We start from the raw sequence: 23,159 nt of genomic DNA, 5'->3' as shown, positions 1-23,159 counted from the left end.
GCGATCCGGCGGTTTGCATGGCCCCTACCGCTGGCATGAACGTATAGCATCCCCACTTTTGTCTTTCCCGCTGGTTCCAGCGCCGCCATGTCACTCCCGCCCAGTCGCCCGGAAACCCTGAGCATCCCGGAAGCGCTCCACCGCGCCCACGCTCACTGGAGCGCCGGTCAGGCCGCCCAGGCGGAGCTGCTGTGCCAGCGCGTGCTGGCCGCCTGGCCCGGTCAGGCCGACGCGCTGCACCTGCTTGGCCTGATGGCGCATGCCTACGGCCATCTCGATCTCGCCATCGCTCACCTGCGCCAGGCTTGCTTGGCACCGCGCGCCCCAGCTGCCTATTCCAGCAATCTGGCCGAGATGTACCGCCAGAAGGGGTTGCTCGCCGAAGCGGAAGACGCGGCCCGCCGCGCGGTGGCCATGGACCCGGCGCTGGTGTCGGGCTGGAACAATCTGGGCATCGTGCTGCAAGAGGCGGGCAAGTTTGCGGAAAGCCTCGACTGCCTGGAGCGCGTGATCTTGCTCCAGCCCGACGGGGCGCCGGCGCACAACAATCTCGCCAACACGTTGAGGCGCCTGGAGCGTCTGGAGCGTGCGGAGTCTCACTACCGCCAGGCGCTGGAACTGGATCCGGCCTATGCCGAGGCACACAGCAACCTGGCATTCCTGCTGTCCGCCCAGGGCCGCCACGACGAAGCGGCCGCCGCTGCCCAGCACGCCATCGAACTCAGCCCGCGCCTGGTGGACGCCTATCTGAACCTGGCGGAGGCGGAAATGGGCCGCCACCGCCATGAGGCCGCCCTGCGGGTGCTGGATACGCTCTCGATCTTCGCCCCGCAGCATCCGGCCGCACTGACGGCGCGCGCGAACGTGCTCAAGCGTGTCGAACGCCTCGATGAGGCGCTCGCCGTTGCACGCCAGGCGGTGGTGCTGGCCCCCCGCAGCGCCGAGGCGCACCACGCGCTCGCGATGGCGCTCCAGACGCTCGGGCAAACCGACGAGGCGCTGCCGCATTTCGAGCAGGCGGCGCGGCTGCCCGGCGCGGTGGCCGAGGAAGCGCTGGTCGGGCGCGCCACCCTGCTGATGGAAGCGGGCCGCCGGGACGCGGCACGCGCCGCCTTCGACCAGGCGCTGGAGCAGTTTCCGGGCTCGGTGCAGGCACTGGCCGGCCGCGCCGATGCGCGGACCTTCACGGCCGGCGACCCCGACATCGCGGCGCTCGAAGCGTGCCTCGCCGAAGGCGAGCGTCGCTCGCTGCGCGACCGGATCTCGGCCCATTTCGCGCTCGGCAAGGCCTACCTCGACCTCCAGGATCCGGCGCGGGCCTTTCATCACCTCGACGCGGGCAACCGGCAGAAACGTTCGACCTTCACCTATGACGGCGCCGCGAGCCGCCGGTGGATGGAGCGCATCGCCGAAGCCTTTCCCCCGGAACGGCATGACCCGCTGCATGCCACCGGCGAGCCGTCAGCGTTGCCGGTGTTCATCGTCGGCATGCCGCGCTCGGGCACTACGTTGATCGAGCAGATCGTGTCGTCGCACCCGCAGGTCATGGGTGCCGGCGAACTGTCGGCCCTGCGCCTGGTGATCGAAGGCAGCGGCCTGTTCCCGGACGGCATGCAAGGGTTGGCAGGCGAGGCGCGCGGCGCGCTGTTCCGGCAGCTCGGACAGGCGTATCTGTCGCGCGTCGCGCCGCTCGCCCAGGGACGGGCGCGGCTGGTCGACAAGATGCCGAGCAATTTCCTGTACGCCGGGCTGATCCCGCTGATCCTGCCGGGGGCGCGCATCATCCATGCCCGCCGCGACCCGGTGGATACCTGCCTGTCCTGCTACACCAAGCTCTTCGCCGGCGAGCAGCAGTTCGCCTACGACCAGGCCGAACTGGGGGCGCTCTACCGCGGCTACGCGCGCCTGATGGCGCATTGGCGCGCAGTGTTGCCACCCGGCTGCTTCATCGAGGTTGACTACGAGGCCGTGGTGGATGACCTGGAAGGCGAGGCGCGGCGCTTGATCGATTTCCTGGACCTGCCATGGAACCCGGCCTGCCTGCACTTCCATGACAACCGCCGGGTGGTGCGCACCGCCAGCGTCAACCAGGTGCGGCAGCCGATCTACACAACCTCGAAGGGTCGCTGGCAGGCGTATGCCGACTATCTCGGCCCGCTGCTGGAGGCGCTTGGGGTCGAGGCGCCATGATGTCCGGCGCGCTGTCCGCGGTCCAGGCGATCGAGCACCAGGTCCGCCCGCTGCTCGCGGCCGGACGCTTCGAAGAAGCCGAAGCGCTGGTGCGCCCGCCGCTCGCCTCGGGCAGTGGGCCGCTCGTGCTATGGAAACTGCTGGCGGCGGCGCTCCGCCCGCAGGGACGCATCGCGGAAACGCGGGCCATCCAGGAGATGCTGGTGGCGCACGCGCCGGGCGACTTTCCGGCACGCTTCGATTTGTCCGAAACGCTGCTGCTGCTGGGCGAGTTCGAGCGCGGCTGGCGTGAATACCGCTACCGCTACAGTCTCGCGCACACGGCAGCCATCGAACGCAAGGTGCAGCGCCCGCGCTGGAGCGGCCAGCCCATCCCCGGCCAGACCCTGCTGATCCACGATGAGCAGGGCTTTGGCGATACCTTCCAGTTCCTGCGGATGGTGCCGTGGGCCAAGGCACGCAGCGGCGCGCGCGTGATCCTGGAGGTCAACGCGGAAACCCTGTCGCTCGCGCGGCGCAGCCCGGGTTTCGATCACATTGTCGCGCGCGGCAGCCTGCCGCCTCCGTTCGACGCGCATTGCGAGTTGATGAGCCTGCCGATGGCAATGGGGCTGAAGCCGTCGGATCTTCCCGGACCGGTTCCCTACCTGTCGGCCGACCCGCTGCGCATCGCCCAATGGCAGCAGCGGCTGGCAGGCCTGCCGCGACCGCTCGTCGCCCTGGTCTGGGCTGGCCGGCCGACGCACTTCAACGACGCGAACCGTTCGCTGACACTGGCCCGGCTCGCGCCGTTGGCGCACCCGGGCGCCACGTTCCTGTCGATCCAGAAAGGTCCGGCGGCGGCGCAGTCGGCAGACCCGCCGCCGGGCATGTCGCTCGTGCCGCTGAGCGACGATATCCGCGATTTCGAGGATACGGCGGCGATTCTCTCCATCGCCGACCTCCTGATCTCGGTCGATTCGGCGCCGGTGCATCTCGCCGGCGCGCTGGGGCGTCCGGTCTGGGTCATGCTGCCGTTCGTACCGGACTGGCGATGGCTGCTGGAGCGAACCGATACGCCGTGGTATCCGGGCATGCGTCTTTTCCGCCAGCACGCGCGCGGGAACTGGGACGGCGTGCTATCCGCCATGGCGGGCGAGCTTGCCCGTCTTGCCGCGTGAAGGCGCACGGCCATGCTGAAGCCGGTGTCGACGCGATCAGGAGCCAGGAACATTGCCGCCGGGCTGGCGGGCACCCTGCTGTTGATGAGCCTGATGAGCGGCTGCACGGTGCTCGACCGGAATGCCCGTGCCGAAGCGCAGGCCGCACCCGCCGGCCTGCACCGTGAACAGCTGGATACCGGCAGCTTTGTGCTGACCGCCTATTCGCGTATTGCCCGGCCCGATGCCCCGCTCGACCTCTATATCGAGGGTGACGGGCTGGCCTGGATTTCGCGCAGCGAGCCGTCGCTGGACCCGACACCACGCGAGGCGGTCGGCTTGGCGCTGGCGGCCGCGGACCCGGCCCCGAACGTCGCGTACGTGGCACGCCCCTGCCAATTCACGCCGATGGCGATGAATCCGCGGTGCGGCGTGCCGTACTGGACCGGCAAGCGCTTTGCGCCCGAGGCCGTGGCGTCGATCGACCAGGCCGTGAGCCACTTCGCGGCCAAGGTGCCGGGGCAACGCATCCATCTGATCGGCTATTCCGGCGGCGGTGCGCTGGCCGTGCTCGTGGCGGCACGCCGCACAGACGTCGCGTCGATCCGCACGGTAGCGGGCAATCTTGACCATGCGTTCGTCAATCGCCTGCACGACGTTTCATCGATGCCGCAATCGGAAAACGCGATCGATTTCGCGCAGCGGGTCGCGTCCATTCCACAGGTGCATTTCAGCGGAGCGGACGATACCGTGGTGCCGCCCATCGTCGCGCAGCGTTTTGTCGAGGCCACGGGCAAACGATGCGCACAGGCACGCACGGTTCCCGGCATCACGCACGGCGGCGACTGGAGCCGCTTGTGGCCCCGGCTGCTGGGCGTGACGCCAGTCTGCAGCGAGCCTTCCGGTGCCCACCAGGAACCCCAGGCAAAGGAATGACGCCCGCCCCTTCCACGCTGTGGCTGACGGGCCTGAGCGCAGCCGGCAAGACGACCCTCGCGCATGCGCTCGCAGAGGCGCTGACGGCCGCCGGCGCTGCCTGCCAGGTTCTTGATGGCGACGTGGTGCGCCAGGCATTGAGCCGCGACCTCGGCTTCTCCAGGGCCGACCGCAGCCAGAACATCCGGCGCGTGGCTGACCGGTGCCGGCAGCTCAATGATGCCGGGTCATGGGCCATCGCCGCCGTGATTTCGCCCTATCGGGCGGACCGCGAACAGGCGCGCCGGACAGTCGGCGAACCCAGGTTCTTCGAAATCCATCTGGCCACCCCGCTCACGGTATGCGAGCGGCGCGACCCGAAAGGTTTGTATCGCCGGGCCCGTGCGGGAGAGATCGCGCATTTCACCGGCATCAGCGATGCCTATGAAGTGCCGCAGCACCCCGATCTGCGGTTCGACACCGCGACACGGTCAGTGGCCGAGTGCGTGGACGCGACCATGGCATTGCTTGCGGCTGTAAGCGGCAATGTCATGACACTCAGTTCAGAATCTGTCTCGAACGCTGGATCGATCTGACCCGTGTAATGTTGGATGATGCGCGGGCGATTGATGCGAGAGGCCAATGCATGAGGGAAAGCCGCACGACCAGGCGGGTGCCCGACGCGACCGCGTTGGGGTAAGACGCTGATTCAGCGACTGCAGCCGGAGTGATGCACAACCACTTGCCCTGGCGCTCAGCACAGAGCGTCGTCCTTCAGATCTGGTTGAACCCGACGCGGGATAGCAGTTCAGAGAATCTGGGATCGAAGCGAACGCTGTCGAAGGTAGGTTCTGTCCTGAGCTCAATGAAGTCAGGACTGTGCTCATCGTAGGCTTTTTCCAGCCAGCCGAAGGTCTGCTCTTTGTCCCCGAGCGAACCAAACACTTTCGCCATGTTGTAGGGGTGGACGTAGTGCTGTTCGGATTCCGTCTCCAGCGCATCCACGATCTGCTGCATGGCGGCTCTCATGTCGGCGGCAGCATAGGTCTGGGCCAGCCCTGTCAGCGCCTCTGTGCTCCTCCCGGAAAGCGTTACAGCCTTCTGCATCTCCTCGATTGCGTCATGGAACAACTTCTGTTGCTGGTAAACCAATCCCAGCCTGAAGTGAAGCAGAAAGTGATTTGGATCGATTTCCAGGGCTTTATTGAGCTCTTCCCGTGCCTGGTCGTATCGCCGAGCAAGGTACAAGATGATGGCAACAGATGAATTCAGCACTGAATTCAACGGATCCATCTGTTGGGACTGCCTGACCCTGGCAATGGCGTCTTCGGCTCTGCCTGCCATCATGAGATATTCCGCGTACCAGTAGTAGGCGATCGCGTGTCCTGGATTCAGTTCAATGGCGCGCAGGAAATCCCGTTCCAGATCGACCCAATCCCAATCGTGCAAACGCACATGGGCCAGTGATGCATAAGCCTCACCCAAATCAGGCTCAATCTGCAGCGCTTTCCTGGCTGCCATTTTTGCTTGATGAAACGTTTCGCGCGCAGGGCTCACGCCGCGACATGCCAGCATCGTGTAAGCATCGGCCACGCCATCATAGGCGGCCGCAAAGTTCGGCTGGTATCCAATAGCGACCTGAAAATACTCAATGCTCTTTCGCATGCCTTCTTCGGTGCGCTTGGACCAGAAGTGTCGCCCCTTGACATACGCTTCGTGCGCCTGCGCATCAATGGCAGGCGTACGGTCTAAGCGCCCTTGCTCGTGCGGCGTGAGCTTGATCTCAATTTCGCGGGCAATTGCCTTGGCCACCTCGATCTGGAGTGCCAGGATGTCATGCCGGCTCCCCTCGTAGGTCTCGGCCCAAAGGTGCGTTTCGTCGCTGACCCGGATGAGCTGCGCCGCAACCCGCACCCGATCTCCGGCACGCCGGACGCTTCCCTCAAGCACGTGGGAAACCCCGAGGTCTTGGCCGATCTGATGAATGGTCTTGGTCGTGGATTTGTAGCGCATCGCCGAAGTCCGGGCGATTACACCCAGGCGCTCCGGGCTGAGCCGGGCAAGCTGGGTGATCATATCTTCAGTTAAGCCCTCACTGAAGTAATCATATTTGTCGCCGCCACCGAGACTTTCGAACGGAAGCACGACCAATATCACTCGCCCTTCTGATAGCCATGGATTATTTGGGAGCGGTAATGCTTCCGGTTTACTCGGTTCGCTTTCCACCAGCGCCCTGCCGTTAGGTTGCAAATGTCCCGCTCCATCCTCAGTGAGCGGCGGCCTTCCTGAGGCAGCAGTGACCGATCGGTGCCGGTTCCGATACAGCGCATCAGCCACAATGATTGCGATTCCAACAAAGACGATCACCGGCCGGGCATCGAGCGCCAAGCGCGACAAATGCCCCACCCTCTCTGGCGCCGCAATATAGCGGATGAGTCGAGCGATGAATTCCTGCGGCGCGAAGCCGGTGAGTGCCAAGAGGACACCCCCAATGAACCATTCGCTAACCCGCTCTCGCAACATCGCCCACAGGTGCCTCGGTATTCGCTGTGGGGTTCGTGCGTCTTTTTCATTTTCCATGTCGTCCCCGCATGGCGTCGTGTCGACTAGGCGTTACGGGCCCTGACGCGGCACAGGAAGTTGGGAGGTGGGCTAAGGCGTACACGCCGTCGCAATCTTCGCGCGGCGTTTTCTAGCCTACACAAACAGCGCTCATTGTTTCTGTGGCTAGAAACAGCGCTGCGCTGCGGCCTGCTAGTCGCCTTCAAGTGACTCGCACGATTCGTGCGCGCGGGAGGATCAAGAAGATTGCAATTCGTATCACGCCGACGTAGCTACATTGATCACTATCGGCTTTTCTCAGACGAAAATCTACGCACCACCGTGCGGGTGCCCCTGTGTACTGCTGGCCGTTGTCGTTCATCCCCGTCTGCGTGGTCGCTCCGTAGGCGTCGTAGCTGTAGTTCGTCACCGTCGCCTGCTCGGTGACCATCAGGATACTGCCCAGCACATCGGCAGCATATTGTGGGCGCTCGCACTGCTCTCGCGCACGTGAAAAATGGTGTTGCCGATTCGGCGGGATCGTCAAATTCCCATTAAGCCATCCCAGTATTGTTCCAATATGTTCGCTTCCTCTACCGAAAAACTGACTTTAAAAACCATATCGATCGGCACGGTCACATGCCATTTCTCATCGTTGCTCTCAACCTCCACTTCGCCGGATAGCCGAACATCGTTCTTTACGTCAGGCACATTCAACTGGAAGTACGAAAAGGAAATTACATTGCTCTGTCCTGCAACCGCTGCACCCGGCTGGCTGGCAAGCCTAAGAGAGCTGCCGGTCCGATTGTCGGAAAGCTCAAGGCGTGTGATGGTTGCTTTCCGGACATTTCCTTTCGATGTATTGAGATAAATAAAAAGCGTATACGGATTGCCAGTCACAACGAGCCGACGGCCCTCCTCATCGCGAGCAACCGCGGTGCCGACCAGCTCGGCACTCAAGTCGAGGTACGGAGTTTCTTGGCCATCGCTCACGTAGTTGTAGAACTCGTATCGCATCGAACAACCTGAGACCATCAGGGCCATCGCAAAACTCATTGCAAGTCGAATTCCTATTTGCATGAGAGCAGCTCCCTTCCTATCTATCTATTTGTTTTTGGCGCCGTGAGCCGACCCAAAAGAATAGCCGGTCATCAGGAGTGTTACCCAGCACGAGATATGGCAACACGTCGTATATCGTGTGTCCAAACGCATTCGATGGGCCGTAGTGATAGCTATCGTCCCTCTCTCAGGAGAACCGTTGGGCTTCTGAGATATGGTGGTGCAGTCGAGGACGCGAACTCGCGTCTGCTCTCTGAACTGGTGTCCGCTAATTTGCCCAATAGTCCGAGGTTGCCATGTCTCCCGAGCATGCCCGAAACGCAATCGTGTTGCCGATTGCCATTCGGCCGCTGCGGTTCAGCACGCTACGCGACCCCGCGCATGCTGCGGCGTATCGGTCCGGGACGAAGGCGCCATGACAGGCTGGCCACCGACGTACACCGCGCGGATTTGCTCGACGCCCGCCGCGAACACCAGTGCCGCATAGGGTTCCTTGTACGGCGTGAATTCGCTCGGATCCAGCAGCAGGAAATCGGCGTACTTGCCGACGGCCAGGCTGCCGATCCGATCCTGCAAATGCAGCACCTCGGCACTCCCGACCGTGTGCATGCGCAGCACGTCGTAGGGCGACAGCACGGCGGCTGACCGGTACATCGAGCGAATCTGGTACAGGCCCGCCCGCATGTTGGCGAAGGGATCGGCACGGTCGGCGCTGGCCTCGCCGTCCAGCCCCATCCCGATGCGCAGCCCCTGTTCGCGGTAGCGGACCACGTCCGCGGTGCCGGAGCCGAGCCGGCCGTTGGACAGCGGGTTCCACGTCATGGCTGCGCCGGTGCGGACCGCATCGGCCAGGATCTCCGGCGTGGTGTGGATGAAGTGCCCGAAGATCAGGTTCGGCCCGACCATGCCGGCCCGCTGCATCGACGCATAACGTGCACGCTCTGCCGGCGAACCGCTGGGCGACTCCAGGTAATGCTGCTGGTTCATCAGCCCGAATTCCCGCATGAACTGAGCCTCCGCGCGCGTCTGCTCCGGGGCATCGTAGTAGGCCCCCGCCCCTGCGATGGCGGTACCCAGATAGCGCTCGCGCTCCGGTTGCCCCGCAGCCCATTGCAGGAATTGGGCCGTGCGTGCGCGGGCGTCATCCACTGACCACTGGTCGCTGATCCTGCGGATGTTGAAACCGTGCACGACCCGGACGCCGGCGTCGAGCGCGCCGCGCAACTGACAGCGGTCGACGGTTCCGGACTTGTCGGCGCCGGTGAAGGTGAGGTTGAAGACAGTGGTGACGCCATGCCGGAGGTGATGCAAGCCGCCGCGCATCGTCAGGGCATACAGGTCACCGGCGCTCAGCCTGGGCGCCTCCTGTCCGTAGAGCTGGTCGAGCCAGCCCTCGAGGTTCTGGTCGGGCGCGATCCCCGCGAAGGCGCTTTGCCAAAGATGGCTGTGCGCCGACACGAAGCCGGGAAGCATCCACATCCCAGCGGCATCCACGCGCTTGGCCCCGGGCGCCAAATCCGTGCCCGCACCCGCACCGACCTCGAGGATGCGTCCATCGTGCCCCACAACCAGATGGCCGACGAACGGCGTTTGCTGGCCATCGGCCATGGTGAAAATCAGCGCGTTCTGCACGACGAGCCGTGCGCCCGCCAGCGTTGACGCCCACGCCTGCTGCCCGAGCAGCAGGAGCCATGCGCTCAGGGCCACGGCCAGGTAGCGCATCAGTTTTGACATGTTCGTTCCGGCAACGTCAAGCATGCTGACTCCCACACCCAGATTTCTCATATGACAAATATCCTCACGTCATTAACCTTCCAATGTTGCAACCATCACGCCCATGCCGGACATCCGGTGGGCTTGAGCCCCGTAGGCAAGGCATCACTTGGGGCCCGGCCATATCGGCGTGGTGTGCATCATGGAAATGGAACCGTCCAAGTTCAAGCGGATCGGCGCGTACCGGTGCCAAATAGGCGGGGGATTGAGGAAAATTGAGCGTGATATGCGTTAGCCGGGGCCACGCGCGTCGCGCCTGTTTTTGCCCATTAATACGAGTACGCGCCAACAACCCGCTTCACCTTTTCCAACGCGTCCTGGAGCGCGTCCAGCTCGACGGATCCGAGCGCCAGGCGGATCGCATGCGGCACGTGGACAGACGTTGCAAACGGCTCAGCGGTCGACACCGAGACGTGCTCGCGCATGAGCGCCATCGCGATCTGATCTGCTCGAACCTCTTCCCCCAATGGGAGCCAGAGAAAATAGGATGATGGATGACGGACGCATTGAAGCCCAGCCAGGACACGACTGGCCATGGATTGCCGAATTTCCGCATCGCGGCGCTTCTCTGCTTCAAGCCGGGTGACAGTCCCGTCGTCGAGCCACCCACAGGCAATCGCGGTCATCACGCCGGGCGTGTTCCAGGTGGTCGCCCTGATCGCTCGCTCGATCGCGGGCACCCATTGAGCAGGGGCCGCGACGAATCCGACGCGCAGCCCGGTGGCCACGCTCTTGGAAAGTCCCGAGACGTACACAGTCGTCTCAGGCGCGAGTGCGGCCAATGGCGCGGCGGCTTTCTCTGCGAGGAAGGCATAGGCCGCGTCTTCGATGATGAGAAGCCCGTACCTGCGCGCGATCGCGACCAACTGCTGCCGCCAGCGTGCGCTCATCACCCATCCCAGTGGGTTGTGCAGCGTCGGCATCGTATACACCGCACGCACCCGACGGCTTTTGCACAGCCGCTCCAGCGCGTCCAGGTCAGGCCCCTGGCTGGTTGCCGGAACCGATGCCAGCTCAAGGCGATGCGCTTCAGCCAGCACTTTGAAGCCCGGGTAGGTCAACGCATCGGCCGCGACCACGTCGCCGGGCTGCAGTAGGGCCATGACCGTCACCGCCAGCCCATGCTGCGCGCCGTTGACGATCAGCACCTGCTCCGCATCGACGGTCAGCCCCCGGCATGGGAGATGGCGCGCCACCGCAGCCCGCTCATGCTGGCGTCCACCATGAGGTTGGTAGCGCAGCAGAGCCTCCAAGTCACCGGAGGACGCGAGCTGGCGCAAAGCGGTTCGCAGCAACTCGGCCTGACCCGGCAGCGACGGATAGTTGAAGCTGAGATCCACCATCCCTGCGGCAACTGCGTGCTGGTCGATACCCAGGCCGGGAGGCAACGCGGTCTCCCGGACAAAAGTGCCCCGGCCGGCCTCCCCGCTGATTAGGCCCATGGCCTCGAGCTCCGCATAGACCCGCGTCGCGGTCACCAGGGCCAGGCCCTCCTTGGCAGCGAGTTGCCGGTGGGTCGGCAAGCGCGTACCCGGCGGCAAGCGCCCGGCGCGGATATCCGCCGCAAATGCGTCAACCAACTGTTTGTACCGGGCGTGAGCCATGCGGAGATGTATCCATGACAATAATTTGATTGTACTGATTGTCGGCCATATGATGTGTCGAAACAACCCGGTTCACGCAGGCAGACCGCAGCGTCATGAGCCATACGTGCTCCCGGCCCGGCATTGCTTGAAGGAGCTTTTATGAACCGCCTCACCGTTACCGAAAAGATCATTGCCGCCAAGGTGTCCTCGGGGATCAAGTGGTCAGACGTCGCCGCCAAGGTTGGACTCAGCAAGGAATGGGTCACCGCCGCCTGCTTAGGGCAAATGACGCTGAGCAAGGAGCAGGCGGACGTTCTCGCGAAGGTCTTCGGACTGACCGAAGAGGAAACCAAGTGGCTGACCATCACACCGTACAGAGGCTCCCTGCCTACGTCAGTCCCGACCGACCCGCTCATCTACCGCTTCTACGAACTTGTCAGCGTCTACGGCACCACCTTCAAGGAACTCATTCACGAAGCGTTCGGCGACGGCATCATGAGCGCCATCGACTTCCGGATGGACCTGCAGCGCGAGAACGATCCGAATGGCGACCGCGTGAACATCGTCATGAGCGGCAAGTTTCTCCCTTACAAGCCCTACTGATTTCCGCGAACCCTGATTGCACCTGAGACCCGCACCATGCATATCGCCATCCTCACCTTCGAGGGCTATAACGAACTCGACTCACTCATCGCGCTCGGTGTGCTCAACCGCGTCAAGAAACCGGGCTGGCGCGTATCCATCGCGTGCCCCACCGAGCGAGTTCGCTCGATGAACGGTGTCGTGATCGAATCGCAGGCCTCCCTGGAAGAGGCCAGCGCGGCCGATGCGGTCATCGTGGGCAGCGGCATGCAGACGCGCGAAGTCGTCGCCGACAAGGCGCTGATGGCACGGTTGCAACTCGACCCGTCACGGCAGCTGCTGGGGGCGCAGTGTTCCGGCACCCTCGTCCTGGCCAAGCTTGGACTGCTTGATGGTGTACCAGCATGTACCGACCTGATTACCAAGCCGTGGGTCCAGGAAGCGGGCATCGACGTACTGAACCAGGCTTTCTTTGCCCGGGGAAATGTCGCCACCGCCGGTGGTTGCCTGGCGTCGCACTATCTTGCGGCCTGGATCATCGCCCGCCTGGAGGGAAGCGAAGCAGCGGAAAGCGCGCTTCACTACGTTGCCCCGGTGGGAGAGAAAGACGACTACGTATCGCGAGGGATGCGGCACATCACACCGTACCTGCCCAGGGAACGGGCAACCGCTTGAGCCAACGCGTTTTAGACCAGGAGAAAGCAAATGAGTATTCATGTGTTCCAAGCCGCCACGCGTCAGCAACTCACCGATCTGAAGATCCCCGACACCATTGCGTTTCTTGATGACTTGGGATCATCCGGCCAGGAACATGCACCGATTACGGCCGGACTGTTTCGGATGGGTCAAGGACAGCCGATGCCCTATACCTACGCGTTCGATGAATTCAAGCTCATTCTTGAAGGCGAGATGACGGTCACCGAAGCGAGTGGGACGGTCCACGAACTGAAAGCTGGCGACCTGATCCAGTTCTCCGCCGGCACCAGGGTCAACTTCTCGTCGCGCTCCAGCGGCCTGGCGTTCTACGTTGCCCAGCGCTGATGCTCCTTAGAGCCCGTTTGGAAATTCAACGATGAGCGATTCTGCGCAGTAGCAAGCCGCTCATCGCGATATGAATCATGGCTTCCGAGACGTCCGCGCGCTGCTCGTAGTCGCGTACGAGTCGGCGCCAGCGAACCATCCACCCAAAGGTGCGCTCGACCACCCAGCGGCGCGGCAGAACGGCAAAGCCCGTTTGCTGCTCGTGCCGGCGCACCACCTCAACCACGAAGTCGAGGGTCGCGGCCCTGTCCATCAGCGCCGTGCGGTCGTAGGCGCCGTCTGCGAACAGGTGTTTCACACCCGGCCAGCGTTTCTTCACCGCTTCCAGCACCGCCAGCGCCCCCGTGCTATCGGCAATATCCGCCGACGTCAGGTTCACCATCAGCAGCCGTCCATCCGTGTCCACCGCGATATGCCGCTTGCGCCCGACGATTTTCTTGGCCGCGTCGTAGCCACGCTTGTCGGCCGAGGGCGCTTTGACTGTCTGGCTGTCGATGACGCCCGCACTCGGGCACGGCTGCCGCCCAGCCAACTCCCGGTCCAACATCAGCGCCACGTCGTGCAGCGTGCGGAACAGGAAGCGGCGCATGAGCCGACGAAACCACCAATACACGGTCTGCCACGGCGGGAAGTCATGGGGCAGCATGCGCCAGCCGCAGCCCGCCCGCACCAGGTACCGCAGCGCGTTGACCACCTCCCTCAAGTCGCACTCCCGACGCCGGCCTCGCACGGCCGCGCGTGGCAGCAGCGGCTGCACAGCGGCCCATTCGATATCCGTCAGGTCGCTCGGGTAACGCTTGGTCTTGCGAGCCAGCTTCGCCTCACGCTCTCGATCTTCTTTTTTCCACATCCCGCCTTTACACCACAACGGCGGGGAATTTTCAAACGGGCTCTGAGGACCGCAGAGAATAGAGAGGGGAGAGAGGCCGAAAACCGGCCCAAAACGGCGGAACGCGAGAGACCACGCTCCTGAGACAACTGCCCAGAATGGCGCCAACACAGGCCTTCCAGGCACAAAAAAGCCCAACGGAGAATCGTTGGGCTTCTGGAAATTGGTGGAGCGGAGGAGGATCGAACTCCCGACCTTCGCATTGCGAACGCGACGCTCTCCCAGCTGAGCTACCGCCCCAATAGACGCCGATTCTATCCGAATTCCCAGCCAGCCTTCAACCGCGCTCCGTGTCGATTCCGGGATTGCCCGCTACGCCGACGATGTGCGGTGTATTCAGCGGCCGGGCGGTCACTTCGTGCTGGTCGCGCAGCCAGTCGGCCAGCACGTCCCACACGGGGCGGCCGGCGGTGCGGCGGGCTTCGGCGGAGACGGCGGCCCAGCCGGCGACCTTGTAGCGGCGGTCAGCATCGAGCGGCTGGTCGTCCAGGCGCAGGTCGGTGATGCGGCGGCCGATGGGCTGGGTGGGGTCGATGGCGTAGCGCAGGCCGCCGGTACGCACCATGTCGCCGCCCTGCTGGTAGTACGGGTCGGGGTTGAACAGGTTGTCGGCCACGTCTTCCAGGATGGTCTTGATGGTGGCGCCGGTCATGTCGGTGAGCGTGGTGGCCGGGTAGGTGATGGCGGTCTGGGCCATCAGCGCTTCCAGGGTCAGCGGCTCGCCGGGCAGCAGCGTGGTGCCCCAGCGGAAGCCGGGCGAAAAGGCGATCTCGGCGCCCTGCGCCTGCATCAGGCCGTCGACGATGAGCTGGTCGAAGGTGCCGTTGAAGTTGCCGCGCCGGTACAGCAGGTCGCGGTTGACGGCGAGCACTTCGCCGAGCTTGTCCCGGTACGGGGCGCGCACGCGCTCGATCAGCGCGGCCATGGCCGGGTCGGGGGGCAGCAGGTCGGCGAAGACGGGCAGCAGCGTGTAGCGCAGGTCGCGCACGGTGCCGCCGCGCACGTCGAGGTCCAGCACGCCGACGAACTTGCCGTTGGAGCCGGCGTTGGTCACCAGCGTGGTGCCGCCGGGGTTGGATACGCGCACCGGCGCCGGCACCGCATCGTGCGTGTGGCCGCCGAGGATGGCGTCGATGCCGCGCACCCGCGAAGCCAGCTTCAGGTCGACGTCCATGCCGTTGTGCGACAGCAGCACGACCACCCGGGCGCCCTTGCCGCGCGCTTCGTCCACCCGCTCCTGCAGCCGCGCTTCCTGGATGCCGAAGGTCCAGTCCGGCGTGAAATCGGCCGGATGCGCGATGGGCGTGTACGGAAACGCCTGGCCGATGATGGCGACCGGCACGCCGTTCAGTTCGCGCAGCACGTAGGGGTCGAACACCGGGTCGCCGAAGTCGGCGGTCTGGATGTTCTGGGCGACGAAGGCGACCTTGTTTCTGAAGTCGTGGTCGACCACGTGGCGCACGCGCTCGGCGCCGTAGGTCAGCTCCCAGTGCGGCGTCATGACGTCCACGCCGAGCAGGAGCGCGGCGTCGATCATGTCCTGGCCGCGCGTCCACAGCGAGGTGGCCGAGCCCTGCCAGGTGTCGCCGCCGTCGAGCAGCAGCGCGTCCGGGCGCGTGGCGCGCAGGCGCTTGACGAGCGTGGCCAGGTGCGCGAAGCCGCCCATGCGGCCGAAACGGCGCGCCGCCTCGGTGAAGTCGAGCGCGGTGAAGGCGTGCGCCGCGCGCGAACCCGGCGCGATGCCGTAGCGCTCGAGCAGCGCGCGGCCGACCAGGTGCGGCGGCTGGCCGGTCCATTGCGCCACGCCCAGGTTGACGCTGGGCTCGCGGTATTCGATGGGCAGCAGCTGTGCGTGGCAGTCGGTGAAGTGCAGCAGGTGGACGTTGCCGAAGCGCGGCAGGTCGTAGCGGCTGGTGTCGGCGGCGCGGGCGTCGGTCAGGTGCAGGCCTGCGGCGGCGGCCACGGCCAGCGCCTGGACGAATTCGCGGCGGTTCATCGGGCCGGGGCCTGCGTGCCGTGGGCGTAGCGGGCCAGGTCGGCGATGTCGTCTTCGAGCATCTCGCCGGTTGCCTTCTGCACCACGCGGCCGTCGGCGTCGAGCACCAGCAGTTCGGGCAGCCCCTTGCGCGGGCCGGTGGCGGCGCACAGCGCGTCGGACTCCATCGTCACCGGGAAGGTGAAGCCGCGCTTGGCGATGTAGTCGCCGGCCAGCCGCGGGTTGGCGTCGATGCTGATGGTGAGCACGCGCAGGCCGGTGCCGCGCGTGGCGTCGTAGAGCTTCTGCAGGCGCGGGTTCTGCAGCGCGCAGTACGGGCACCACGATGCCCAGGTCGCGATGACGACCGGATGCCCGCGCCACGATTCGCTCGGCACGCGGGTGCCGTCGAGCAGTTGGAGGTCGGGCAGCGTGACGGCATCGCCGACCTCCACGGCGTGCGCGGCGCCGGCCGCCAGCGCCATCGGCACCAGCGTGGCCGCCAGCCAACCCCGGATCCGCCGCACCGTCCGCATCGTCGCCCCTACTGGTTGACCGGCGAGGCCGGGTCGAGCAGCAGCGCCATCACATCGCGGATCTGCTGCTCGGTCAGGATGCCCTTGTGCCCGAAGCGCGGCATGCTGGAGCACGCCGCGTACGCGTTGGAGTTGTAGATCTTGCCCCAGGTGTAGCGCAGGATCGCCTCCGAATCGCCGCGCAGCTTGCCGTACTGGTACAGCGACGGGCCGATGGTGCCGTACGACACTTCGTCTTTCGACAGCCGGTGGCAGGCATAGCAGTTGGCGCCGTTGACGGTACCGGCCGGATCGGAGAACTGCATGCCGCGGCCGCTCTGGGCGATCTGCTCGCCGGCCTTCCAGTCGCCGAGCCACTTGCCGTCCTGCGGGTAGCGGATGGTCTTGAGCTGGGCGTCCTGCAGCCGGGCGGCCACCTCGGCGGGCACGGTGCTGCGGTCGGCGTACTGGCTGCAGGTCTTCTGCACGTCGTCGCGCTCGGTCACGCCTTCCACCGTGGCCGGGCCCCTGGAGACGAAGCCGTCGCGGATCGCCCCGGCGAGCGCGGCATCGGCACGCGCGTCGGGCTTGGGCGGGGCGACGGCGGCGTCCGCCGCGTGTGCCGTGCCGGCCACGCAGGCCAGGGCGAGGATGAGGGTCGATCGGAACATGCGCGGCCTCATCGTTTGATCGACGGCGCGTCCATCTTGCCGCCGTTGGCGTTGCGGGCGAGGAACAGCTCGAGCGCCGTGATCACATCGGCGCCGTAGAGCGGTTCGGGAAAGCGCTGCTGGCGCAGGCAGTCGTACAGGCGGTGCTGCATGGTGCGCACCTCGCCTTGCGAGACGCGATAGCCGGGCCACGTCGTGTAGGCGGAGCGCGCGCCGTCGGCGGTCAACAGGTCGGGCAGCTCCTGCAGGCGGATACGCAGGCCGGGCTGCGCGTGGCAGGTGGCGCAGGCGAAGTCATAGGCGCCCGCGCGGTAGAAGAACATGCGGCGGCCCAGTTCGTAGGCGCGTTGCTCTTGCGCATGCGCGAGCGGGATGTCGATGGCCGCGCCGCGCGATTCCGAGGTGATGTATGCCACCAGCCGCTCGATCTCCGACGGCTTGCCGGGCGACGAGAACGGATTGGCGGAGGCCTCGTCCTTCGTCAGGCCCTGCAGCGTCATGCGGCAGTGCATCAGCCGCTGCTCGACGTCCATCACGCGGCCGGTGTCCTTGAAGTAGCGCGGCAGCCTGGCGTACGCGCCCTTCACCACGCCCGGGCCCAGGCCCAGATCGCAGGCTTCGAGCGAGGCCTGCTTGGGCCCGGCGGGCTTCTTCCAGAGTGCTTCGCCGGCGGCTTCCCACAGCTCGGCGGGATTGCCGTCGGCCAGCATCTGCCGGTACTGCGCGAGGGCGGCGGCGGTATTGTCCTTGCTGTCGTCCTGCGCCTGCGCCGTCAGGGCCATGCCCGCGGCCAGCGCGACGATCCCGAGCGTTCGTTTCACGTGCCCTCCTCTGTGTGCCGCCTACGGCTTGAGATAGGCAAAGCCTTCGTCCTGCTGCAGGCGGGTGACCTCCACCACACCGGCCGGCACCACCTTGGCCTCCAGCAGCAGCTTGTCTTCGGGCACCTTGAAGGCGGCCAGCGAGTTGTGGCACACGCGGAATTCCACGCCCATGCCGGCGAGCGCGGCGACCGGCGCGTCGAAGGGGCGGCCCTTGTCGTCCTTGGCGCCTTCGACGAGGAAGTCGATGCCCCGCCCCAGCGCCACCACCACGATGCGCGTGCCGGGCGCGCCGTTGAGGTGATTGCGCAGGTTGCCGATGGCGCGCACCGCCTGCTCGGTGCCTTCGCTGATCTGGTAGACCACCTTGTAGCGCCCGCCCGCGGCGCCGCGCGCCTGCCCGGCGGCCTGCGCCGACGCCTTGCCGGCTACGCCCAGCGCGGCCAGCGCGGCGGTCAGGCGGAAGAAACTGCGTCGCATGGGAGCCTCCTTATTGGATGGCGGCTTCGTCGGTACGCGTGTCGCCATGGTTGTCGACCCAGGTGACGCTCACCTTGTCGCCCTTGGCGGCGCCCTTGAACTTGAGGTTGAGGAACGGATCCTTCGACACGGCCGGACCGAACTGCGCGTCGAGCACGGTCTTGCCGTTGTGCTGCACCGTCACGTTGGTGATGTGCCAGGCCGGCACCACCTTGCCGGCGGCGTCCTTGCGCTGGCCGGTTTCCATGTCGTGCTTCATCAGGATCTTCACGTCGGTCACGCCGCCGTTTTCCGTGGCGCGGATGCGCATCGGGTCTGCCATGGTGTGCTCTCCTGTGTCCTCAGCCGCCGCAGCCGCCCAATGTCACTTTGACTTCCTTGCTCGCCAGCACCCACTTGCCGCCCGCGCGCACCGCCGCGTAGACCATCGAGGTCTGTCCCATCTTCACGCGCGTGTTGACGTACGGCTCGGTGCCGGCGGGGATGGCGAAGGTGGCGGCCAGCGTGTTCGGGTTCTTCTCGACCAGGATGGCGATCAGGTCCGTGCCCGGCAGCGAGCTGGTCACCACCAGTGGCACCACCGCGCCGTTCTCGGCGATGTCCGGGGCGTTGAACTGGATGCCCGCGCCGCCCTTGTCGACGGCGCCGCCACCCAGGCTCTTGAGCACGTCGCTCACACCCCTGGCGTCGAACGCGCTCTTGTTCCATTCGGCGGCCTGCGCCGGGGTGGCGAGGCCGGCGGAGACCAGCAGCGCCATCATGGCGCCCGCGCGCAGCACGTCGCGGCGGGTCGGGTTGATGGGGTCGGTCGCATGGTCTTGCATCGCGCGCATCCTCGCTTTCACTTGGCCGGGGCGCCTGCCAGCACCCAGTCGATCACAGTCTTCAGGTCAGCATCGCTGATCTTCGGGTTGGCCGGCATCGGGATCTGCCCCCAGACACCCAGGCCGCCCTGGCGCACCTTCTGCACGAGCTTGGCCTGGGCGCCGGCATCGCCCTTGTACTTGGCGGCGACATCCTGGTAGGACGGGCCGACCAGCCTGCGGTCGACGGCGTGGCAGCCGAGGCAGGCGTTCTGGCTGGCGATGGCCTGGGCACGGGCGGGGTCGATGGCGGCCTGCGCAGGCGCAGCGGACAGCGCCAAGCCGGCCAGCACGGCGCCGGCGGCGAGCGATGCGGCGAACTTCATGTGGTCTCCGGTGGGTGGGGCGGCCCGCATCGATGCGCGGGCGGCGGTGAGGCCGATATTGTGCCCGAATCCCGGCATCGGCCGATGCCGGCCATGCGGGCGGCACAACGCCCGGAGACGGCGCGGCGCGGGCGTTCCGGATGCCCCGGCCGGCGGATCAGACCAGCGCCAGCCGCGCTGCCAGCCGCCCGCCGAACACGTTCAGCAGCAGCCCCGCCATCACGACCGCGCCGCCCAGCCACTGGGCCGGCACCAGCCGCTCGCCCAGCAGCAGCGCCGCCGACACCAGCCCCACCACCGGCACCAGCAGCGTCAGGGGCGCGACCTGGCTGGCGGCGTAGCGCGCCAGCAGCCGGCTCCACAGGCTGTAGCCGAAGATGGTGGCGCCGAACGCCAGGTAGACGATCGCGCCGATGCTCGTCCCGCCGAGGTTGGCCAGGCTGTGCGCGATCTGCTGCGGCCCCTCCATCCAGTACGACAGCAGGAAGAACGGCACCGGCGGGATCAGCGCGCCCCACACCACCAGGCTGACCACGTTGACCGGCCCGATGCGCTTGGTGACGATGTTGCCGCTCGACCACGAGAGCGCCGCGCACAGTGTCAGCAGGAAGCCGGCGGTGGTCATGCCGGTCGCGGCCCCTGCGCCGCTCGTGCCGGCCACGCCGATCATGGCCAGCCCGCAGGCCGCCACCGCCATGCCGGCCAGGTGGTACCAGCGGATGGGCTCGCGCAGCACGACCGCCGCGATCGTCAGCGTAAAGAACGCCTGCGACTGCAGCACCAGGGACGCCAGCCCCGCCGGCATGCCCACGTACATGGCCGAGAACAGGAAGGCGAACTGGCCGAAACTGATGGTTGCACCGTAAGCAAGCAGCCACTTCAGTGCGATCTTCGGACGCGGCACGAACAGGATGGCCGGGAAGGCCACCAGCGCGAAGCGCAGCGCGCCGAGCAGCATCGGCGGCACGCCGTGCAGGCCGACCTTGATGATGACGAAGTTGACGCCCCACACCAGCACGACGGTGAGGGCCAGCAGCAGATCCTTGGGGGACATGGGCACATCCGGAAGAGAACAGCCGTCCAAGCGGCCTCATGTGGCACTTTAGGCGCCTGCCGGCACGGCGGCTTGCCCATTCTTGCGCATTGTTCATGCCGCTGCCGGACGGCCTGTCCGCTACCGCTCAGCCCAGCATGTCCGACCAGATCGCGCGGCTCCAGCCCTGCGCCAGGTTGCCTTCCGCCACCGAGGGCGCATCCGACAGCCCGCCCGCGCCCGGCACGGTCACCATGGTGCGTTCTGCGGTGTCGTAGCGGTGGACGGTCGCGACATGCATCGCCTCGTCGGGCGCGGTGAAGCTGTAGCAGGTGTTGGCATACAGCGGCGACGGATCGGGCGCGCGGCCGGCCAGCAGCGCCACCACCGCGGCGGCGGCCACCTTGCCATGCTGGTTGGCCATGTGGCCCGACTTGGGCATCAGCGGCGCGGTCTGGATGGCATCGCCGATCACGTGCACACCTGGCGCCACCTTCGATTCGAAGGTCAGGAAATCGACCTCGCACCAGCGCCCGTTGGCGGTCGCCAGCCCGGCGGCAACGGCGATCGCCCCGGCACGCTGCGGCGGGATCAGATTGACGACGTCGGCCTCGACGTCGTCCTGCACATCGAACTTGAGCACGCGGCCGGCCGCGTCGATGTCCACGGCGTTGTATTGCGGCCGGTATTCGATGTGGTCGGGGTAGCGCTGCGCCCATACGCGCTTGAACAACGCGCCCTTGGAGGTCACGTCGTCGTTGGCGTCGAGGATCAGCACGCGCGACGCGGGCCGGGCGCGCTGCAGCCAGTGGGCGATCAGGCAGGCGCGCTCGTAGGGCGCCGGCGGGCAGCGGTATGGCGCGAGCGGGATGCTGATCGCCACCACGCCGCCGTTGGGCATGGCCTCGAGCCGGTGGCGCAGCGCCAGCGTCTGGGCGCCGGCTTTCCATGCGTGCGGCGCCCGCGCGTCGGTGGCGGCGTCGGCCAGGCCGGGGATCGCGCCCGGCACGAAGTCGATGCCCGGCGACAGGATCAGCCGGTCGTAATCCAGCGTGCCGCCGCCGGCCAGGCGCACCTGCCGGGCGCCGATGTCGATGGCCGCGGCGCGGTCGCGTACCCAGCGCACGCCGTGGCGCGCGACCAGCGCGTCGTACGGCACCGTCAGCGAGGCGAGATCGCGGTCGCCCGACAGCACCAGGTTGGACAGCGGGCACGATACGAAGGCCGCGCCGGGTTCGACCAGCGTCACGTCGACGCGCCCGCCGGAGAACACGCGCACATATTTGGCCGCCGTCGCCCCGCCGTACCCGCCGCCGACCACCACCACCCGCGCATTGCGCATGCCCGGCAGCGAGGCGCAGGCCGCCAGCGGTCCGGCCAGCGCGGTCGCCCCGATGGCGCGCAGCGTGGCGCGCCGGTCCTTGCGAAAGATGGAGCCGCTCATGGCGCCTCCTTTGGCTGGCGCGACAGCCAGCCGGCAATGGCGGCGATCTGCGCATCGTCGTAGCCGCGCATCAGCTGGCCCATCACCGTGGACGGCCGCGTGCCGGCGCGGAGGGCCTGCAGCGTGCCGATCAGTTCGGCCTGAGGGCGGCCGGACAGCGGGGGCAGCGTTGGCGCGCTTCCCGTGGCGCCCGGCGCGGTATCGGCATGATGGCAGCTGGCACAGGACGCCGCCCAGGTGCGGATCTGCGCATTGGACGGCGGGGCATCGGCGGCATGCGTCACGGACGGAGCCGTGGACAGCGCCGCGAGCGAGGCCGCGGCAGCAAGTCGGTGGGCGACAGGCATGACAGGTGAGCGAAGTCACGGATGCGGCATACGCTAACACGCGGCGGTGCGCGGCATGCCGCGCGGCACACAATGCAACAAAAAACGCAGCGCGGCGGCTGCGTTTTCTGTGGAGCGATGCTGCTTACGGCAACTGCCGGCCCGGCGGCAGCGCCGGCAGCGTGGTCGGCGACACAGTCGCGCCCGCGCCGGGCTGGCCGGGCGAAGAAGAGGTCACCGGTGCCGGCGCCTGCGTGGCGGTCGGGGTGCCCTGCGGCGCCTGCGTGGCTTGCGATGCACCGGATGGGGTCGACGGGTTGGTCGACGAGGCGTTCGCGTCCAGGCGCTTGCGCTCGTCTTCGCTGACATAGTCGAACACCTTGACCACCTTGCCCACGCCGCCCACCGTGCGCGCGACCTCGGTGGCGTGCTCGCCCTCGGATTCGGTCACCACGCCCATCAGGTAGACGGCCTGCGCCTCCGTGGTCACCTTGATCGAGTTCCAGGGCAGCCCCTCGGTGCCGGCCAGCGCGGCCTTCACCTTGGTGGTCAGGTAGGTGTCGTTGGTGCGCGCGCCGAACGAGCTGAACTCGCCGATGGTCATCTCGTTGACCACCTCGCGGGCGTTCTCCAGTTTCTGCGCGTACTGGCCGATCTGCTGCTTGACCTGCTCGTCGCGGGCCTCGCCGGTCAGCAGCACCTTGCGGTTGTAGACCGTCACGTTCACGTGCGCCAGGCCGCTGTAGCGCGCGATCAGGGAGTTCTCGGCCTCCATCTGCAGGCCGCGGTCGATGGTCTGCGTGGCGGTCGGGCGGCGGTCGGTGGCCAGCGCCACACCGCCGGCCACGGCACCGGCAAACAGCGGGAAGCACGCCGTCAGCTGCGTGGCGGTGATGCCGGCCAGGGCGGCCAGCACGACGGTGCGCTTGAGACGGGCAGACGTGGGCAACGGGAGTTTCATGCTGTCCTTGTGGAGTCCGGAAGGGTTGG

Annotated in this window: 24 protein-coding genes and 1 tRNA gene; 7 read left to right on the top strand and 18 right to left on the bottom strand. The window is 66.5% G+C overall.

The window, feature by feature from the left end; genetic code table 11:
- Positions 1-87 precede the first annotated feature (87 nt).
- The 4 genes from GO999_RS01065 to cysC are packed head-to-tail and all read left to right on the top strand — an operon-like array spanning position 88 to position 4,840.
- A complete protein-coding gene (locus GO999_RS01065) occupies positions 88-2,190 on the top strand; it encodes a tetratricopeptide repeat-containing sulfotransferase family protein (protein WP_165591108.1) in 2,103 nt (700 codons plus the stop codon).
- Positions 2,187-3,350, top strand: coding sequence for a glycosyltransferase family 9 protein (locus GO999_RS01060; protein WP_165591107.1), 1,164 nt, complete (start codon positions 2,187-2,189; stop codon positions 3,348-3,350). The genes GO999_RS01065 and GO999_RS01060 overlap by 4 nt, the downstream gene beginning before the upstream one ends.
- Before the next feature lie 12 nt (positions 3,351-3,362).
- Positions 3,363-4,265 carry an alpha/beta hydrolase family protein gene (locus GO999_RS01055; RefSeq protein WP_019718992.1) on the top strand — a complete coding sequence of 301 codons (903 nt, stop codon included), beginning with the start codon at positions 3,363-3,365 and terminating at the stop codon, positions 4,263-4,265.
- Positions 4,262-4,840: an adenylyl-sulfate kinase gene (gene cysC, locus GO999_RS01050; protein ID WP_011003055.1), complete on the top strand. Its 579-nt coding sequence runs from the start codon at positions 4,262-4,264 to the stop codon at positions 4,838-4,840. The genes GO999_RS01055 and cysC overlap by 4 nt, the downstream gene beginning before the upstream one ends.
- A 178-nt stretch (positions 4,841-5,018) precedes the next feature.
- Here the strand turns inward: cysC and GO999_RS01045 are convergent, their stop codons facing one another.
- From GO999_RS01045 to GO999_RS01030, 4 genes are all read right to left on the bottom strand, one after another.
- Positions 5,019-6,722: a tetratricopeptide repeat protein gene (locus GO999_RS01045; RefSeq protein WP_240924105.1), complete on the bottom strand. Its 1,704-nt coding sequence runs from the start codon at positions 6,720-6,722 to the stop codon at positions 5,019-5,021.
- A gap of 606 nt (positions 6,723-7,328) precedes the next feature.
- Positions 7,329-7,829, bottom strand: coding sequence for a hypothetical protein (locus tag GO999_RS01040; RefSeq protein ID WP_071012418.1), 501 nt, complete (start codon positions 7,827-7,829; stop codon positions 7,329-7,331).
- 372 nt (positions 7,830-8,201) lie between these two features.
- Positions 8,202-9,566, bottom strand: coding sequence for an amidohydrolase family protein (locus GO999_RS01035; RefSeq protein ID WP_019718995.1), 1,365 nt, complete (start codon positions 9,564-9,566; stop codon positions 8,202-8,204).
- A 320-nt stretch (positions 9,567-9,886) separates the two neighbouring features.
- Positions 9,887-11,221: an aminotransferase-like domain-containing protein gene (locus tag GO999_RS01030; RefSeq protein WP_211906478.1), complete on the bottom strand. Its 1,335-nt coding sequence runs from the start codon at positions 11,219-11,221 to the stop codon at positions 9,887-9,889.
- Positions 11,222-11,362: 141 nt separating this feature from the next.
- Between GO999_RS01030 and cynS the strand changes: the two genes are divergently transcribed.
- From cynS to GO999_RS01015, 3 genes are read left to right on the top strand one after another with little or no spacing between them, the layout of a single operon-like run.
- Complete coding sequence (gene cynS, locus GO999_RS01025; protein WP_016725375.1) at positions 11,363-11,806, top strand: cyanase; 444 nt, start codon at positions 11,363-11,365, stop codon at positions 11,804-11,806.
- 36 nt (positions 11,807-11,842) lie between these two features.
- Positions 11,843-12,460 carry a DJ-1/PfpI family protein gene (locus GO999_RS01020; RefSeq protein ID WP_016725374.1) on the top strand — a complete coding sequence of 206 codons (618 nt, stop codon included), beginning with the start codon at positions 11,843-11,845 and terminating at the stop codon, positions 12,458-12,460.
- A 30-nt stretch (positions 12,461-12,490) separates the two neighbouring features.
- Positions 12,491-12,826, top strand: coding sequence for a cupin domain-containing protein (locus GO999_RS01015; protein WP_211906477.1), 336 nt, complete (start codon positions 12,491-12,493; stop codon positions 12,824-12,826).
- 25 nt (positions 12,827-12,851) lie between these two features.
- Here the strand turns inward: GO999_RS01015 and GO999_RS01010 are convergent, their stop codons facing one another.
- The 14 genes from GO999_RS01010 to GO999_RS00945 all read right to left on the bottom strand — a co-directional run bounded on the left by GO999_RS01010 (position 12,852) and on the right by GO999_RS00945 (position 23,130).
- Positions 12,852-13,676, bottom strand: coding sequence for an IS5 family transposase (locus tag GO999_RS01010; protein WP_211906476.1), 825 nt, complete (start codon positions 13,674-13,676; stop codon positions 12,852-12,854).
- A gap of 203 nt (positions 13,677-13,879) precedes the next feature.
- A tRNA-Ala gene (locus GO999_RS01005) sits at positions 13,880-13,955 on the bottom strand.
- 37 nt (positions 13,956-13,992) lie between these two features.
- The gene (gene soxB, locus GO999_RS01000; protein WP_211906475.1) at positions 13,993-15,711 is read right to left on the bottom strand and encodes a thiosulfohydrolase SoxB; all 1,719 of its coding nucleotides are present in this window, start codon (positions 15,709-15,711) and stop codon (positions 13,993-13,995) included.
- Positions 15,708-16,226 (bottom strand): TlpA family protein disulfide reductase, encoded by a 519-nt coding sequence (locus GO999_RS00995; protein ID WP_016722445.1) that lies wholly within the window; start codon positions 16,224-16,226, stop codon positions 15,708-15,710. The genes soxB and GO999_RS00995 overlap by 4 nt, the downstream gene beginning before the upstream one ends.
- A gap of 8 nt (positions 16,227-16,234) precedes the next feature.
- The gene (gene soxX, locus GO999_RS00990) at positions 16,235-16,888 is read right to left on the bottom strand and encodes a sulfur oxidation c-type cytochrome SoxX (RefSeq protein WP_016722444.1); all 654 of its coding nucleotides are present in this window, start codon (positions 16,886-16,888) and stop codon (positions 16,235-16,237) included.
- Positions 16,885-17,697: a sulfur oxidation c-type cytochrome SoxA gene (gene soxA / locus GO999_RS00985; protein WP_249215046.1), complete on the bottom strand. Its 813-nt coding sequence runs from the start codon at positions 17,695-17,697 to the stop codon at positions 16,885-16,887. Before soxA ends, soxX begins: the two co-directional genes overlap by 4 nt.
- 21 nt (positions 17,698-17,718) lie before the next feature.
- Positions 17,719-18,177: a DsrE family protein gene (locus GO999_RS00980; protein ID WP_011003142.1), complete on the bottom strand. Its 459-nt coding sequence runs from the start codon at positions 18,175-18,177 to the stop codon at positions 17,719-17,721.
- 10 nt (positions 18,178-18,187) lie between these two features.
- Entirely contained in the window at positions 18,188-18,499 is a 312-nt protein-coding gene (soxZ, locus tag GO999_RS00975; RefSeq protein ID WP_211906474.1) for a thiosulfate oxidation carrier complex protein SoxZ, read from the bottom strand.
- A gap of 19 nt (positions 18,500-18,518) precedes the next feature.
- Positions 18,519-19,010 (bottom strand): thiosulfate oxidation carrier protein SoxY, encoded by a 492-nt coding sequence (gene soxY, locus GO999_RS00970; protein WP_016722440.1) that lies wholly within the window; start codon positions 19,008-19,010, stop codon positions 18,519-18,521.
- 8 nt (positions 19,011-19,018) lie between these two features.
- The gene (locus GO999_RS00965; protein WP_211906473.1) at positions 19,019-19,366 is read right to left on the bottom strand and encodes a c-type cytochrome; all 348 of its coding nucleotides are present in this window, start codon (positions 19,364-19,366) and stop codon (positions 19,019-19,021) included.
- 157 nt (positions 19,367-19,523) lie between these two features.
- Positions 19,524-20,420, bottom strand: coding sequence for an EamA family transporter (locus tag GO999_RS00960; protein WP_019717202.1), 897 nt, complete (start codon positions 20,418-20,420; stop codon positions 19,524-19,526).
- A 127-nt stretch (positions 20,421-20,547) separates the two neighbouring features.
- Positions 20,548-21,843 carry an NAD(P)/FAD-dependent oxidoreductase gene (locus GO999_RS00955; RefSeq protein WP_211906472.1) on the bottom strand — a complete coding sequence of 432 codons (1,296 nt, stop codon included), beginning with the start codon at positions 21,841-21,843 and terminating at the stop codon, positions 20,548-20,550.
- Entirely contained in the window at positions 21,840-22,190 is a 351-nt protein-coding gene (locus GO999_RS00950; protein WP_019717204.1) for a c-type cytochrome, read from the bottom strand. The genes GO999_RS00955 and GO999_RS00950 overlap by 4 nt, the downstream gene beginning before the upstream one ends.
- 124 nt (positions 22,191-22,314) lie before the next feature.
- Positions 22,315-23,130 (bottom strand): BON domain-containing protein, encoded by an 816-nt coding sequence (locus tag GO999_RS00945; RefSeq protein WP_019717205.1) that lies wholly within the window; start codon positions 23,128-23,130, stop codon positions 22,315-22,317.
- Positions 23,131-23,159: the final 29 nt, after the last annotated feature.

This window comes from Ralstonia nicotianae, from assembly GCF_018243235.1.
Taxonomy (GTDB): domain Bacteria; phylum Pseudomonadota; class Gammaproteobacteria; order Burkholderiales; family Burkholderiaceae; genus Ralstonia; species Ralstonia nicotianae.
The sequence above is the reverse complement of the archived record's forward strand: the minus strand, read 5'-3'. Positions and strand labels throughout refer to the sequence as shown.

Coding starts and splice junctions, on each gene's coding strand:
- GO999_RS01065 (WP_165591108.1), top strand. CDS start 88: ATGTCACTCCCGCCCAGTCGCCCGGAAACCCTGAGCATCCCGGAAGCG.
- GO999_RS01060 (WP_165591107.1), top strand. CDS start 2,187: ATGATGTCCGGCGCGCTGTCCGCGGTCCAGGCGATCGAGCACCAGGTC.
- GO999_RS01055 (WP_019718992.1), top strand. CDS start 3,363: ATGCTGAAGCCGGTGTCGACGCGATCAGGAGCCAGGAACATTGCCGCC.
- cysC (WP_011003055.1), top strand. CDS start 4,262: ATGACGCCCGCCCCTTCCACGCTGTGGCTGACGGGCCTGAGCGCAGCC.
- GO999_RS01040 (WP_071012418.1), bottom strand. CDS start 7,829: ATGGCCCTGATGGTCTCAGGTTGTTCGATGCGATACGAGTTCTACAAC.
- GO999_RS01035 (WP_019718995.1), bottom strand. CDS start 9,566: ATGCGCTACCTGGCCGTGGCCCTGAGCGCATGGCTCCTGCTGCTCGGG.
- GO999_RS01030 (WP_211906478.1), bottom strand. CDS start 11,221: ATGGCTCACGCCCGGTACAAACAGTTGGTTGACGCATTTGCGGCGGAT.
- cynS (WP_016725375.1), top strand. CDS start 11,363: ATGAACCGCCTCACCGTTACCGAAAAGATCATTGCCGCCAAGGTGTCC.
- GO999_RS01020 (WP_016725374.1), top strand. CDS start 11,843: ATGCATATCGCCATCCTCACCTTCGAGGGCTATAACGAACTCGACTCA.
- GO999_RS01015 (WP_211906477.1), top strand. CDS start 12,491: ATGAGTATTCATGTGTTCCAAGCCGCCACGCGTCAGCAACTCACCGAT.
- GO999_RS01010 (WP_211906476.1), bottom strand. CDS start 13,676: ATGTGGAAAAAAGAAGATCGAGAGCGTGAGGCGAAGCTGGCTCGCAAG.
- soxB (WP_211906475.1), bottom strand. CDS start 15,711: ATGAACCGCCGCGAATTCGTCCAGGCGCTGGCCGTGGCCGCCGCCGCA.
- GO999_RS00995 (WP_016722445.1), bottom strand. CDS start 16,226: ATGCGGACGGTGCGGCGGATCCGGGGTTGGCTGGCGGCCACGCTGGTG.
- soxX (WP_016722444.1), bottom strand. CDS start 16,888: ATGAGGCCGCGCATGTTCCGATCGACCCTCATCCTCGCCCTGGCCTGC.
- GO999_RS00980 (WP_011003142.1), bottom strand. CDS start 18,177: ATGCGACGCAGTTTCTTCCGCCTGACCGCCGCGCTGGCCGCGCTGGGC.
- soxZ (WP_211906474.1), bottom strand. CDS start 18,499: ATGGCAGACCCGATGCGCATCCGCGCCACGGAAAACGGCGGCGTGACC.
- soxY (WP_016722440.1), bottom strand. CDS start 19,010: ATGCGCGCGATGCAAGACCATGCGACCGACCCCATCAACCCGACCCGC.
- GO999_RS00965 (WP_211906473.1), bottom strand. CDS start 19,366: ATGAAGTTCGCCGCATCGCTCGCCGCCGGCGCCGTGCTGGCCGGCTTG.
- GO999_RS00960 (WP_019717202.1), bottom strand. CDS start 20,420: ATGTCCCCCAAGGATCTGCTGCTGGCCCTCACCGTCGTGCTGGTGTGG.
- GO999_RS00955 (WP_211906472.1), bottom strand. CDS start 21,843: ATGAGCGGCTCCATCTTTCGCAAGGACCGGCGCGCCACGCTGCGCGCC.
- GO999_RS00950 (WP_019717204.1), bottom strand. CDS start 22,190: ATGCCTGTCGCCCACCGACTTGCTGCCGCGGCCTCGCTCGCGGCGCTG.
- GO999_RS00945 (WP_019717205.1), bottom strand. CDS start 23,130: ATGAAACTCCCGTTGCCCACGTCTGCCCGTCTCAAGCGCACCGTCGTG.